12 protein-coding genes and 1 other RNA gene are annotated in these 13,110 nt (G+C 63.5%); 11 read left to right on the top strand and 2 right to left on the bottom strand.

All coding sequences use genetic code 11. The features are described from left to right. The first annotated feature begins 14 nt into the window (after nucleotides 1-14). The 8 genes from rnpB to ACM62R_RS15325 all read left to right on the top strand — a co-directional run bounded on the left by rnpB (nucleotide 15) and on the right by ACM62R_RS15325 (nucleotide 7,213). Nucleotides 15-437: RNase P RNA component class A (gene rnpB / locus ACM62R_RS15360), an RNA gene on the top strand. 104 nt (nucleotides 438-541) lie between these two features. Continuing rightward, on the top strand, nucleotides 542-1,252 hold the full coding sequence (locus ACM62R_RS15355; RefSeq protein ID WP_415184921.1) for a DUF533 domain-containing protein: 711 nt from the start codon (nucleotides 542-544) through the stop codon (nucleotides 1,250-1,252). 139 nt (nucleotides 1,253-1,391) lie between these two features. Beyond that, a complete protein-coding gene (rpmG, locus tag ACM62R_RS15350; RefSeq protein ID WP_107324777.1) occupies nucleotides 1,392-1,559 on the top strand; it encodes a 50S ribosomal protein L33 in 168 nt (55 codons plus the stop codon). A 206-nt stretch (nucleotides 1,560-1,765) separates the two neighbouring features. Beyond that, complete coding sequence (locus tag ACM62R_RS15345) at nucleotides 1,766-3,034, top strand: imelysin family protein (RefSeq protein ID WP_415184920.1); 1,269 nt, start codon at nucleotides 1,766-1,768, stop codon at nucleotides 3,032-3,034. 11 nt (nucleotides 3,035-3,045) lie between these two features. Further along, nucleotides 3,046-4,593, top strand: a complete 1,548-nt coding sequence (locus tag ACM62R_RS15340; protein WP_415184919.1) for a di-heme oxidoredictase family protein — start codon at nucleotides 3,046-3,048, stop codon at nucleotides 4,591-4,593. After that, a complete protein-coding gene (locus ACM62R_RS15335) occupies nucleotides 4,593-5,609 on the top strand; it encodes an imelysin family protein (RefSeq protein WP_415184918.1) in 1,017 nt (338 codons plus the stop codon). Before ACM62R_RS15340 ends, ACM62R_RS15335 begins: the two co-directional genes overlap by 1 nt. Before the next feature lies 1 nt (nucleotide 5,610). Continuing rightward, nucleotides 5,611-6,693 (top strand): DUF1513 domain-containing protein, encoded by a 1,083-nt coding sequence (locus ACM62R_RS15330; protein ID WP_415184917.1) that lies wholly within the window; start codon nucleotides 5,611-5,613, stop codon nucleotides 6,691-6,693. Between the two features lie 97 nt (nucleotides 6,694-6,790). Beyond that, nucleotides 6,791-7,213, top strand: coding sequence for a c-type cytochrome (locus ACM62R_RS15325; protein WP_415184916.1), 423 nt, complete (start codon nucleotides 6,791-6,793; stop codon nucleotides 7,211-7,213). 159 nt (nucleotides 7,214-7,372) lie between these two features. Here ACM62R_RS15325 and ACM62R_RS15320 read toward each other — a convergent pair whose 3' ends face one another. Both ACM62R_RS15320 and parE read right to left on the bottom strand, forming a co-directional pair. Then, the gene (locus ACM62R_RS15320) at nucleotides 7,373-8,110 is read right to left on the bottom strand and encodes a methyltransferase domain-containing protein (protein WP_415184915.1); all 738 of its coding nucleotides are present in this window, start codon (nucleotides 8,108-8,110) and stop codon (nucleotides 7,373-7,375) included. A 50-nt stretch (nucleotides 8,111-8,160) separates the two neighbouring features. Further along, nucleotides 8,161-10,116: a DNA topoisomerase IV subunit B gene (gene parE, locus ACM62R_RS15315; protein ID WP_415184914.1), complete on the bottom strand. Its 1,956-nt coding sequence runs from the start codon at nucleotides 10,114-10,116 to the stop codon at nucleotides 8,161-8,163. 306 nt (nucleotides 10,117-10,422) lie between these two features. Here parE and ppk2 point away from each other — a divergent pair, with 306 nt between their 5' ends. The 3 genes from ppk2 to ACM62R_RS15300 form a co-directional block, all read left to right on the top strand. Beyond that, on the top strand, nucleotides 10,423-11,418 hold the full coding sequence (gene ppk2, locus ACM62R_RS15310) for a polyphosphate kinase 2 (RefSeq protein ID WP_415184913.1): 996 nt from the start codon (nucleotides 10,423-10,425) through the stop codon (nucleotides 11,416-11,418). A 57-nt stretch (nucleotides 11,419-11,475) separates the two neighbouring features. Beyond that, nucleotides 11,476-12,078: an SAM-dependent methyltransferase gene (locus ACM62R_RS15305; RefSeq protein WP_415184912.1), complete on the top strand. Its 603-nt coding sequence runs from the start codon at nucleotides 11,476-11,478 to the stop codon at nucleotides 12,076-12,078. A 95-nt stretch (nucleotides 12,079-12,173) separates the two neighbouring features. Further along, on the top strand, nucleotides 12,174-13,110 hold a 937-nt coding region (locus ACM62R_RS15300; protein ID WP_415184911.1), incomplete at its 3' end, for an MATE family efflux transporter.

Raw genomic sequence — 13,110 nt, 5'->3', positions numbered from 1 at the left:
TATGTCGCCTTGGCGCGGATGGCCGGATGACCGCGTGCGTTCATGGGTCCGTTCACGGAAACCGGGGCGTGCGAGGAAAGTCCGGACTCCATGAAGAAACGGTGCCGGGTAACGCCCGGCGGGGGTAACCCTAGGGAAAGCGCCACAGAAATGAAACCGCCCGCCGTTTGCGGCAGGTAAGGGTGAAACGGTGGGGTAAGAGCCCACCGCGGGACTGGTAACAGGACCGGCACGGCAAGCCCCACCGGGAGCAACGCCGAATAGGGGCCTCGCGCGGGGCTGGTCGGGCAACCGACCGCCCGCAGGGAACTTCGACCCGAGAGGCCCGGGTTGGCAGCTAGATCCCGTCGGTAACGGCGGGACCAGAGGAATGGTCATCGAAGGGCGCCGCGCAAGCGGCCCCGGAACAAAATCCGGCTTACAGGTCATCCGCGCGCGTCTTTAATCTAAAAACCCCCTCGTTTTTCTTGATTCTCACAAGGTGTTTGCCAAATGGCAGTGGGCACGCGCACAATGCCCGCGCATCCCAAAGGAGATTGTCATGAGTTTTGTCAAAACGCTTGCTACGCTTGCCGTGGGTTTCGCTGCTGCCCGTGGGGCGGACAAATACCGCAAAGTTGGCGGGATGGATGGGGTCAAAGAGGCGCTTCGCGGCGCGGGTGCGCCCGGAGGCATGGCCGATCAGGTCGGGGATATGGCCGAAAAGATGGGCGTGCCGGGTGGCAAGGATGCCGTGCGTGACATGTTCGCCAAATTCGGCGGGGCTGCGGCTGGCGCGACCGAGGCGACCGAGGCGGGTCTTGGCAGCCTGATTGCCGCGATGACCGGCGCCGCCGGTGCCGGTGCCAAATCCATGGGCGATATGTTGGGCAATCTGACCGCAGGCACGCCCGTAGATGCACTGGCCGAGGAAAACGCCCGTCTGATGATCCGCGCGATGATTCAGGCGGCCAAATCCGACGGCCAGATTGACGCGGCGGAACGCGAAACGATCCTGTCGCATCTGAATGACGCCTCGGACGAAGAGATTGCCTTCGTGCAGGCTGAACTCGACGCGCCGCTGGATGTGTCAGGGTTGGCCAAAGCTGCGGGCGACAGGCTGAAGGCGCAGGTTTATTCTGCCTCGCTGATGGTGATCAAGGTCGATACCGATGCTGAACGCATTTACTTGCGCGATCTGGCCCGTGCATTGGGCCTTGATGCCGCCGCGGTGGCGCAGATCCACAGTGGGATGGGCAAGCCGTTGGCTTGATACCCCCTTTGCCCAATCAAAAGCTGACTGGTTGCGCGTGAATTTCGTGCGAATACGGTTGACTCGGGGCGGGCCATAGGTAAAAGGCGGGCTTCAAGGATTTCGCGGGCGGTGATCGCCCGGCTCTAGGAGACTGATTATGGCGAAGCCGACGACGATCAAGATCCGTCTGAACTCGACGGCGGGCACCGGGCACTTCTACGTGACCAAGAAGAACGCCCGCACCATGACGGAAAAAATGACTGCGAACAAATATGATCCGGTCGTGCGCAAGCATGTCGAATACAAGGAAGGCAAGATCAAGTAAGATCGCGCCGTTCCCGCAAGGGTTCAGGGCCGCACCATGGGTGCGGCCCTTTCTATTTGCGCGCCTCGGCCTTTGGTGGACATCAGGAAATTTTCTTATCCCGAGTAAAAGTATCTGTTTTACAAAGTTGACTGTTTAAGTCAGTAATCACCTTCACTTACCCCGAACCGTGGGCGATTGCCCACCCTTCGACAAAGGAATGCGTGATGACCAGAACCCTTCTTTCCCTGACCATCTCAACCGCCATGGCCGCGCTGCTGGCTGCCCCCGCCTTCGCGGATGACCGCGTGCCGGTACTGGAAACCTATGCCGCTATCGCTGAGGCAGGTTATGCCGACAGCTTGGCGACCGCGAAAGACCTGCAAGCGGCGGTGACGGCGTTTCTGGCGGCCCCGTCCGAATCTGGCCTTGCCGCTGCCCGCGCCGCCTGGGTTGCCGCCCGCGTGCCCTATCAGCAGACCGAGGCCTACCGCTTTGGCAACCCCATCGTGGATGACTGGGAAGGCCGGGTAAACGCCTGGCCGCTGGACGAAGGGCTGATCGACTATGTCGATATGTCCTCGTCGGCGGTGAATGAGGAAAACGACCTTGCCCTGGCCAATATCATCGCCAACCCCAAGGTGACGATCGGCGGCACCGAGGTTGACGCGCGCCAGATTACCCCCGCCCTTTTGTCGGGCACCCTGCATGAGGCCGAGGGGATCGAGGCGAACGTTGCTACCGGCTATCATGCGATTGAATTTCTGCTTTGGGGGCAGGATTTGAACGGCACCGATGCCGGTGCTGGCGCGCGCCCCTATACCGACTATCTGCAAGATGCAGATTGCACCGGCGGCAACTGCGACCGTCGCGCCGCCTATCTGACCGCAGCGACTGACCTGCTGGTTGCGGATCTGGCTGAAATGGCCGCAAACTGGGCCGAGGGTGGGGCCGCCCGCACTGCCGTTTTGCAAGACCCGGGCGCGGGTATCGCGGCGATTCTTACCGGCATGGGCAGCCTATCTTATGGCGAACTTGCCGGCGAGCGGATCAAGCTAGGCCTGATGCTGCACGACCCCGAAGAAGAGCATGACTGCTTTTCGGACAACACCCACAACAGCCATTATTATGACGGTCTGGGCATCCGCAACGTCTATACCGCCAGCTATACGCGCCCCGATGGTTCCGTGGTCAGCGGCCCTTCGGTGGCGGGGCTGGTCGCGGCGACTGATCCGGCGGTAGATGCGCAGTTGCGCGCTGATCTTGACGCCTCGGTGGGGGCGCTTGATGCGCTGCGCACGGCGGCTGAGGGGGGCATGGCGTTTGACCAGATGTTGGCCATGGGCAATGATGAAGGCGCCGCGCTGATCAACGCCGCCGTCGATGCGCTGGTGGCCCAAACGCGCACGATCGAGCGGGCCGTGGCGGCGCTGGGCGTTGATGCGAGTGTCGAAGGCTCTGATAGCCTTGATGCCCCGGACGCGGTGTTCCAGTAGGGGCATCACAGGTGGGTTTGCGCCGCGCGATAGCTTTGGGCCGCATCCCGTTTGCCTGGGTGCTGGCGCTTTGCCTTTGGGCGGCAACGGGGGCAGGGGGCACCCTTGGCGATGGCCTGCCCCGCACGGAGGGCGAGGCCGCGCGCATCCGCACGGTTATCGCCGCCCCTACCGGGTTTGCCACGCCTGAACCCTACGAATCGCTGCCCGGCGGTGCCGCGACCTTGCGTGGTGCGGCGGGTCCGCGCGCTTTTTCCGCCCCGGCAGCCGGGTTGACCGGCGCCCGTGCGCTTGATTTTCGGCTGGGCGAGGCGCTTTTTGGCAAGCTGTGGGTGACGGCCCCCTCGACGACGCGGGCCTCGGATGGGCTGGGGCCGCTGTTCAACGCGCGGTCCTGCGCGTCTTGCCACCCCGGCAATGGCCGGGGCCATGCGCCAACGGGTAGCGGCCCGCAACCGCCCCAAACCTCGCTGGTGCTGAAGCTGTCGGTTCCGGCGCGCGCCGATCAGATCGCGGCGCATCTTTCGGCAATTCCGGGCTGGCACGCGGCCCTGCCGGACCCGGCCCTTGGTACGCAGTTGCAAGACCGCGCCTTGGCGGGGCTTAGGCCCGAAGGCCGGGTTGACCTGCGCTGGACGACGCTGCCGGTTGAACTGGCGGGGGGGGAAACCGTTACCCTGCGCCAGCCGCATGTCAGCGTGGCGGGGGCCACGGGTCTGGCGCCGGGTGCGCAGACCTCGGCCCGGGTGGCGCCCCAACTGATCGGGCTTGGCCTGCTTGAGGCCATCCCCGCGGATGAAATCCTTGCCCGCGCCGACCCCGACGATGCCGACGGCGACGGTATTTCGGGGCGCGCCGCTTGGGGCTGGTCGCGTGACGTCGGGCAGATGCGGCTGGGTCGTTTTGGCCACAAGGCCGCCAGCCCGACCCTGCGCGACATGGTGGCATCGGCATTTTCGCAAGATCTGGGCCTTTCAACGCCGCTTTACCCCGACCCTGCGGGTGATTGCACCGCTACCCAAACCGCCTGCCTCGCCCAGCCGACCGGCGTTGACCCCGGCCTGCGGGACGGGGCCGAGGTTGGTAATGACGCGCTGGATCTGGTCACGCTTTACGCCGCCAGCCTTGCCGTGCCGGAACGCCGCGCCATGGCGGATGCGCAGGTGCTGCGCGGCAAGGCGCTGTTTCACACCGCAGGCTGCGCTATCTGCCACGCCCCAAAATCGGTGACCGCGCGTCTGCCCGGCCAGCCGGAACGCTCGTTCCAGCTGATCTGGCCCTATACCGACCTTTTGCTGCATGACATTGGGCCGGGTCTGGCCGACAAGCGCCCCGAAGGCACGGCCTTTGGGGGGGAATGGCGCACCGCACCCCTATGGGGCATTGGCCTGACCAAGGCGGTTACCGGCCTACCCGGCTGGCTGCACGATGGCCGTGCGCGCACACTGCTGGAAGCCGTCCTTTGGCACGGTGGCGAAGCACAGGCCGCCCGTGATACCGTAGCTGAAATGCCGCCCGACGACCGCGCCGCCCTGATCCAATTTCTGGAGTCGCTTTGATGATCTGTCCAACCCCCACCGCCCTTGCCGCCACGCTGACCCTGTTGGCCGCCCCCTTCCTGCCCGCCCCCGCCCATGCCGATGTGGCCGAGGCAGTGACCCAAAACATCCTGCCCGGTTACGCCGGTTTTGCAAAAGCCACCGCGGCCCTGTCGGATGCGGCAGCGGCAGATTGCACGCCTGCGGCGCTGCGCCCGGCGTGGAATGACGCGTTTGACGCCTGGCTTTCGGTTGTCCATCTGCGGCTTGGCCCGGTCGAGGTGAAGGGCCGCGCGCTGGCCATCGCCTATTGGCCCGACCCCAAGGCAATTGGCGCGCGGCAACTGGCCGAGATCACGGCCGCCGCCAACCCGGCCCTGACCACGCCTGAGGGGATGGCGCAGGTATCCGTCGCGGCCAAAGGGTTTTTCGGGCTGGAGCGCCTGCTATATGGCCCCGATTACGGCGCCGACAGCTATGATTGCGCCCTGACCCGTGCGATGACCAAAGATCTGGCGGCTACGGCGGCGGCGGTCACGGCAGAATGGGGTAGCGCCGGTTCGGGCGGCTATGCCGACCTTTTGCTGACGGCGGGCCAGCCTGAAAACCTGACCTTTCTGACCATCGACGAGGCCCGTCAGGCGCTGTTCACCCAGCTGATCACTGGAATTGAGTTCGTAAAGGACCAGCGCCTTGGCCGCCCCTTGGGCACGTTCGAAAAACCCCGTCCCGAACGCGCCGAGGCGCTGGCCAGTGGCCGCCCGCTGCATAATGTCGTGGTATCACTGGACGGGCTTAACCGCTTTGCCGATGCGCTTGGCGGCCCCGCGCCGCTGGCCGATGCTGCCTTTGCCCATGCGCTGACACTGGCCAAGGCGCTGCCCGAACCGACGTTTCAGGATGTGACCAACCCCGCAGGCCGCCTCAAGGTCGAGATCTTGCAACAGGCGGTCGCAGCTACCGCCGAAACCACCCTGATCGAAATTGGCGCCACGCTGGGCGTCAGTGTCGGGTTCAACGCCGCTGACGGAGACTGATATGCACCGCCGCCATTTTCTGGCCACCCTCGCCGCCGCGACCGCCTTGCCCCGCGCCACCTGGGCCGATGCGGGCAACCCCGCCTTTCTGGCCGCCGCGCGCGACGCCTCGGGCGAGCATGCGCTTTATGGCCTTGACGGGGCGGGGGGCGCGCTGTTTCGCATTGCGCTTCCTGCGCGCGGCCATGCCGCCACCGCCCATCCCACCCGCCCCGAGGCCGTGGCCTTTGCCCGCCGCCCCGGCACCTTCGCGCTGGTGATCGACTGTACCAACGGCGCGACGCTTGCCCGGCTGACCCCGCCTGACGGGCGGCTGTTCAACGGCCATGGCACCTATTCCGCCGATGGTGCGGTGCTTTATACTTCGGAAGTGGTGGCCGAAGGGTCACAAGGGCGGATTGGCCTTTGGGATGCGGCGCGCGGCTATACGCGCCTGACCGAGTTTCCCTCAAACGGGATCGGCCCACATGAGATTAGGCGCCTGCCGGGGTCCGATACGCTGGTCGTGGCCAACGGCGGCATCCAGACGGACCCGGCGGACCGCACGCCGCTGAACCTTGATGACATGCACCCCAACCTCAGCTACCTCAGCCCCGACGGCGCGGCCCTGGAAAGCGTGGATCTACCCGATCTGGCGCAAAACTCGATCCGGCATCTGGCGATCCGGTCCGATGGGCTGGTGGCCTTTGCGATGCAGTGGCAGGGCGCGCCGTCAGACCTGGTGCCGCTGTTGGGCCTTCATGCGCGGGGTGGGGCGGTGCGTCTTTGCCCGCCCGCCGCCCCCGAATCCGGCGCGATGAAGGGCTACGCGGGCTCTATCGCCTTTTGCCCCTCGGGGGCCGAGGTCGCCATCACTTCGCCCCGTGGTGGCCGGGTGCAGGCGTTTTCCGCCCCCGATGGCACCCCGGTCTGGAGCCTGGCGCGCGCTGATGTCTGCGGCATCGGCCCCGATCTGGCCGAAGGTGGCCGTGGTTTCGTGCTGACCGATGGTGCCGGCCTGATCGCCGCCGCCGCCGAAGGCCAGTTGCGCCCGATGGCCCGCGCTGCCGTTGCCTGGGATAACCACCTGATCGCCTTGGGCTAAGGCCGCGCCGAAGGGGCCGTTGCGCGCCGCCACCCCAAGGCGTACCCTTGGGGCATCAACGGCGCCACGCGCCTCAATCCCAGCAAAGGAAAGTTCCGTGCGACTGCTCCTGACCCTGCCGATCCCCTTTGTGCTTGTTGCCGCCCTCGGGGCCTGCCTGCCGATGAAGGCCGCAGTGGCCCCGCCCAGCGGCGCCGATGACTATGCCGATTTTTGCGCCGTCTGCCACGGCGTCAGCGGCAAGGGCGATGGTGCCATCGCCGCGGATATGGGCCTGAAACCCGCCGATCTGACCGTTCTGGCGGCCGATAATGGCGGCAAGTTTCCCAAAGCCCGCGTGATGAGCCAGATCTGGGGTTACACCGAAACCACCCCTTCGGCCAATATGCCCGCCTTCGGCGCGCTTTTGGACAGCCGTACCGTGCTTTACGATAGCGGCGACGGGATCGCCACACCAACCCCGCTGCGGCTGGTGCAACTGTCTGAATATGTGGAAAGTTTAGGCAAGGCGCAAAAATAAGCCCTGTTTGGGGGCACATGCGCGCAACGGGCCGATAGCATGAGTGCCCTAGCTGCGGCGCCACGGCATAGGCTTGGCCGTGTCGCTATAGTTGGTGCTTTGGTTTTGCGGCCCTGAGGTGCCCTTGATACCTGCCTTGGTGTTTTGCAGCGTGATCGGTCAGCCGCCCCACTTTTCGACATAGTCGGTTTGATAGGCCCTGCGGGGTTCTTGTTCATTCATCGGCTTGCGCACGGCATAGCACATTATGACCGGTGAAACCTTTGGCAGTTTCCCCTTAATCCGCGGGCGCACCCCGGTGATATTGGGGTTGGTCGTCGTCGCGATCTGATCCGAAAAATTCGGTAGAATCGGCTGCAAAAACAATTGCAAGACCTTATAGCCCATCGCTTTTTCCCAAAAGCCATACACCATCTCCGGGCTGATTTGATAAAAGGAATGGTTGATCCAGTTGTTGCACGGAGAGTGCCCGATCAGCACCCCGCCCTTTTTCAGCATCCGGTGAATATTGCGATAGGCGGTTGGTAGTTCAAAGATATGCTCACAGGTGCCGCCGTCATAAATCACGTCAAATTTCTCTTCCAGCTCTGCGGGCAGCCCGGCGCTTAGGTCCTGGACAATGCTTGCACCCTCAAAATCAGAGAAATCCATCGAATCGACAGAGGCGTAGCCAAGGGCGGCAAAGAAGTTTTCAGCATATTCGTTGCCAGGATTGCGCAGCGTATCCTCGCTTATGCCAGGAAGGTGCTTTTCGCGGACATTGCGAAACAGATTTGCCGCCTTGCCCCTGCGGGTCCCGACAAAGCGCTGGCGCCCCAGCATCAAAAACGCCCCGCCCAGATCATGCGCCTTGGTGGTCTCGATCAGGCGGGCTGCCAGAGTGTCAGGAATTGCCATTTGGTTTCATTCACTCAAAATAAAAAGATCAGGGCGTGCGCCGACAGGCGTCATACGTCCAGTTCTTCCACGAACTGCGCGTTTTCCTGAATATATTGAAACCGCAGTTCTGGCTTCTTGCCCATCAACCGCTCGACCAGTTCCTTGGTTTCGCCGGGCGCATCCTCGTCTATCGTCACCCGGATCAGGCGGCGCGAAGCCGGGTCCATCGTGGTTTCCTTCAGGTCCTTGGCGTCCATTTCGCCCAGGCCCTTGAACCGCTGCACGTCAATCTTTCCCTTACCCCCCAGACCCTTGGCCATCCATAGGTCCTTTTCGGCATCATCGGCCACATAGACGCGCCGCGCCCCTTGGGTCAGCCGGTAAAGCGGCGGGCAGGCCAGATAAAGATGCCCCTTGTCAATCAGTGGGCGCATCTGGGTAAAGAAGAACGTCATCAGCAAGCTGGCAATGTGGGCGCCGTCCACATCGGCGTCGGTCATGATGATGATCTTGTCATAACGCAGATCCTCGACATTGAACCTTGTCCCCAGGCCCACGCCCAAGGCCTCGCAGATATCGCGGATTTCGGCATTGTCGCCCAGCTTGTTAGAGGCCGCCCCCAACACGTTCAGGATTTTGCCTTTCAGCGGCATGATCGCCTGCGTTTCACGCGATCGCGCCCCCTTGGCCGAACCGCCCGCCGAATCTCCCTCGACGATGAACAACTCTGTCCCCTGGCGCGATTTTGCTGTGCAATCGGTCAGCTTGCCGGGCAAGCGCAGCTTTTTCGTGGCACTCTTGCGCTGGGTTTCCTTTTCCTGCCGCCGCTTTAGCCGCTCCTCGGCCCGCAGCACCAGAAAATCCAGGATCGCGCCTGCGGATTTGTTGTCGCTGGCCAGCCAGTTGTCGAAATGGTCGCGCACCGCCCCTTCGACCAGACGCGCCGCCTCGACCGTGGCCAAGCGGTCCTTGGTCTGACCCACAAACTCCGGCTCGCGGATAAAGCAGCTGACCAACGCCGAGCCACCGGTGATCAGATCGTCGCGGGTGATCTGTTCGGCCTTGCGGTTCTTGACCAGATCGCCGTAAGCGCGGATCCCCTTCAGAATCGCCTGCCAGAACCCCGCCTCATGGGTGCCGCCCTCGGGCGTCGGGACGGTGTTACAGTAGGACTGGATGAACCCGTCCCGCGCCGGCGTCCAGTTGATCGCCCATTCGACAGACCCCGGAACGCCGAATTTCTCCTGAAAGCCGACCTTGCCGGCAAAGGGGCGGTCGGCATAGGTCGCGGCCTTGCCCAGTGTTTCGGTCAGATAGTCCGCCAACCCGCCGGGAAAGTGAAACACCGCCTCGGCAGGGGTTTCGCCATCGTCAATCGCGGTTTTCCAGCGAATTTCGACGCCCGAGAACAGATAGGCTTTTGAGCGCACCATCTTCATCATCCGCGCCGGCTTGAAACGGTGATGGCCAAAGATCTGCTCGTCGGCGTGGAAGGTCACGGTGGTGCCGCGCCGGTTTGGCGCCGCGCCGATCTTTTCCACCGGTCCCAGCGGCAGCCCGCGCGAAAACCGTTGCTCGAACAGCTCCTTGTTGCGCGCGACCTGCACCACCATACTGTCCGACAGCGCGTTCACCACGCTTGCTCCGACGCCGTGCAACCCGCCCGAGGTCTGATAGGCATCGCCCGAAAACTTGCCCCCCGCATGCAGCGTGCACAAAATCACTTCCAGCGCAGACTTGCCGGGAAACTTCGGGTGCGGATCAACCGGAATCCCGCGCCCGTTGTCGCGGATCGTCACCGAATGGTCCGCCCCCAGTTCCACCTCGATCCGGCTCGCGTGGCCCGCCACCGCCTCATCCATCGAGTTGTCCAGCACCTCGGCCACCAAATGGTGCAGCGCACGTTCATCCGTGCCGCCGATATACATGCCGGGGCGTTTGCGCACCGGCTCCAGCCCTTCAAGCACCTCGATACTGGAGGCGTCATAGGTCTCGGGCTTGGAGGACAGAAGGTCATCGGCCATTGCTGCTCTTTCTTCTTGTCGGTCTTCTTTTCAGGTTCTGGCGCAGGGATACCCCAAGCCGGGGGGGTGGGGCAATGCCCGCCCGCCCCGCTTTTGTTTGGCCGAAATACTCCGGGGGGGCCGCCGATCCCATCGGCGGCGGGGGCAGCGCCCCCATCTGGCCGGTTCCGCCTCGCGCCCGGCAAACCCCGTCAAGCGTCGGCTCTTTTCTTCGGTGCCGCCAATATGACGGGCTTTTGATACGCATCAACGCATAGTGTGAGGCAATGTCCTACACTCACACCCCCGAACCACAAGGAGAGCGGCATGGAAGATCCTATCCCCCCCGCCGACCCACCCGGCCCTGACGGGCCCGCAACAGGCCATTCCGACGACGACGCCGAGGGTCCGAGGCAATTTCCCCAAATTGATCCGAACGCGGTCAGGCTGGCGTTTGAATCGGGTAAATTCCCCTATCCGCGCAAGATGCGAACCTCGGAATACGACGCGCAAAAGGCCAAACTTCAGGCAGAGCTTTTGAAGGTGCAACGCTGGGCGCAAGACACCGGGCAAAAATTCGTCATTCTGTTCGAGGGCCGCGATGCCGCGGGCAAGGGCGGCACGATCAAGCGTTTCAATGAACACCTCAACCCTCGTTCCGCCCGTGTCGTGGCGCTGAACAAACCCACCGACGAAGAACGCGGCCAGTGGTATTTTCAACGTTACATCAAACATATGCCAACCAAAGGCGAAATGGTGTTCTATGACCGCAGCTGGTATAACCGCGCGGGTGTCGAGCGGGTGATGGGTTTTTGCACGCCGACAGAATACCTTGAATTCATGCGCCAGACGCCGGAATTGGAACGCATGCTCGTACGCTCTGGCATCCGGCTTTACAAATACTGGTTTTCTGTCACCCGCCCCGAACAGCGTCGCCGTTTCAGATCCCGCGAAACCGACCCGCTCAAGCGCTGGAAACTATCGCCCATCGACCTTGCCAGCCTTGATAAATGGGATGACTACACCGAGGCAAAAGAGGCGATGTTCTTTTACACCGACACCGCCGATGCCCCCTGGACCATCATCAAATCCGATGACAAGAAACGTGCCCGGCTGAATACGATGCGCCACTTTCTGTCAACGTTGGAGTACCCTGACAAAGATCACAGCGTCGCCACCCCGCCCGATCCGCTGATCGTCGGTCATGCGGGCCATGTGATGCATCAGGCCGAACATCTTGCAAGCGTATCGCTACAGCCTGAACTGACCCACACGCCAAAATCCACCCGCAAGTCTAAAGCCAAATCCACCCGCAAGACTTGAACCCCGACACCGGCTTTGCCAATCTGCTGGTGCGGCTCAAACCACCGGGGGAGACAGATGGCATCCGATTGGGACCACCGCTTTGCGGGCACGGATTACTTTTACGGCACCGCCCCGGCGGATTTCGTCGCCCGGCAGGCGTGGCGTCTGGCCCCTGGCGCGCGGCTTTTGTCGCTGGCCGAGGGCGAGGGCCGCAACGCCTGCTATCTGGCCGGACAGGGGGCCAAGGTCACCGCGCTGGAACGGTCACCCGTGGCACTGGCCAAGGCGCGCGCGTTGGCCGCTGAACGGGGCGTCAGTGTCAACTGGCAGCCGATGGATCTGGCGCAATACGACTGGCCCAAGGCGGCGTTCGATGCCGTGCTGGGGGTGTTCATCCAGTTTGCGCCCGCCGATCTTCAGGCCGAAATATTCGCCGGTATCGGGCGCACGCTTCGGCCCGGCGGGCTGGTCATGCTGCACGGGTTTGCCACCCGGCAAATGGGGTATGGCTCGGGCGGGCCGCGCGTGCCCGGTCAGCTTTACACGTTGGACCGGCTGCGCGCCGCCTTTGCGGGCTACACGCTGCTGCATCAGGCCGATTTTGACGCGGATCTGGACGAAGGCGCGGGCCATCACGGCCGCGCCGCCCTGATTGATTTCGTGGCCCGCAAACCCTAAGCCTTTGGCCTTTGTCCGGGTGTGCGGGGGGGGGAGGCGCCCCAAGCCAAAGCTGCGGCTTGCCGCCGCAGGCGCCTCAGCGTAAGGCTACCGTTATGACCACGATCCCCCGCCTTTCCATTCCGGCCCATATCCGCGCCACACTGGTGCTGGGTCTGCCGCTGATCGGCAGCCATCTGGCGCAGATGCTGCTGCACGTCACCGATACGGTGATGCTGGGCTGGTATGGCGTGACCGAACTGGCGGCGGTGGTGCTGGGGGCCTCGGGGTTTTTTATCGTGTTCATTCTGGGCTCAGGGTTCGGGATCGGGGTGATGGGCATGGTCGCCAGCGCCCTGGGGCGCGGTGACGAGGCGCAGGTACGCCGCGATACCCGCATGGGGCTGTGGCTTTCGATTTTTTACGGTGTACTGGCGATGCCGGTGATGTGGTATTCCGGCACGATCCTGCTGGTGTTGGGGCAAAAGCCCGAAGTCGCGGCGATGGCGCAGGAGTATCTGCGGATCGCCGGTTTTGGCCTGATCCCGGCGGTTCTGGTGATGGTTTTGAAAAGCTATCTGGCCGCGAATGAACGCACGCAGGTTGTGCTTTGGGTGACATTGGCGGCGGTGGCGCTGAACGCGCTAATGAACTGGGCGATGATTTTTGGCAATCTGGGCGCGCCCGAGTTGGGCCTGAAGGGGGCCGCCATTTCCAGCCTGATCTGTCAGATTCTGGCCGCCGTCGTGCTGGCTGTCTATGCCGGCCTTGAACCTGATTTGCGCCGTTTTCACCTGTTCCAGCGGTTCTGGCGCCCCGATTGGCCCGCGCTGCGGCAGGTCTTTGCGCTGGGCTGGCCGATTGGCCTGACCGGGTTGGCCGAGGGCGGACTGTTTCAGGCATCGGCGCTGATGATGGGCTGGATCGGCACGCGCGAGCTGGCCGCGCATGGTATCGCGCTGGAAATCACGGCGCTGTCGTTCATGGTGCATCTGGGCCTGTCGAACGCCGCGACGGTGCGGGTCGGCCGGGCAATGGGCGCGAATGACCCGC

Origin of the sequence: Phaeovulum sp. (assembly GCF_047638075.1) — a bacterium.
Classification (GTDB): domain Bacteria; phylum Pseudomonadota; class Alphaproteobacteria; order Rhodobacterales; family Rhodobacteraceae; genus UBA6197.
The sequence above is the reverse complement of the archived record's forward strand: the minus strand, read 5'-3'. Positions and strand labels throughout refer to the sequence as shown.

Excerpts from the sequence above, each read along its gene's own strand:
- ACM62R_RS15355 (WP_415184921.1), top strand. The coding sequence starts at position 542 with ATGAGTTTTGTCAAAACGCTTGCTACGCTTGCCGTGGGTTTCGCTGCT.
- rpmG (WP_107324777.1), top strand. The coding sequence starts at position 1,392 with ATGGCGAAGCCGACGACGATCAAGATCCGTCTGAACTCGACGGCGGGC.
- ACM62R_RS15345 (WP_415184920.1), top strand. The coding sequence starts at position 1,766 with ATGACCAGAACCCTTCTTTCCCTGACCATCTCAACCGCCATGGCCGCG.
- ACM62R_RS15335 (WP_415184918.1), top strand. The coding sequence starts at position 4,593 with ATGATCTGTCCAACCCCCACCGCCCTTGCCGCCACGCTGACCCTGTTG.
- ACM62R_RS15330 (WP_415184917.1), top strand. The coding sequence starts at position 5,611 with ATGCACCGCCGCCATTTTCTGGCCACCCTCGCCGCCGCGACCGCCTTG.
- ACM62R_RS15320 (WP_415184915.1), bottom strand. The coding sequence starts at position 8,110 with ATGGCAATTCCTGACACTCTGGCAGCCCGCCTGATCGAGACCACCAAG.
- parE (WP_415184914.1), bottom strand. The coding sequence starts at position 10,116 with ATGGCCGATGACCTTCTGTCCTCCAAGCCCGAGACCTATGACGCCTCC.
- ppk2 (WP_415184913.1), top strand. The coding sequence starts at position 10,423 with ATGGAAGATCCTATCCCCCCCGCCGACCCACCCGGCCCTGACGGGCCC.
- ACM62R_RS15305 (WP_415184912.1), top strand. The coding sequence starts at position 11,476 with ATGGCATCCGATTGGGACCACCGCTTTGCGGGCACGGATTACTTTTAC.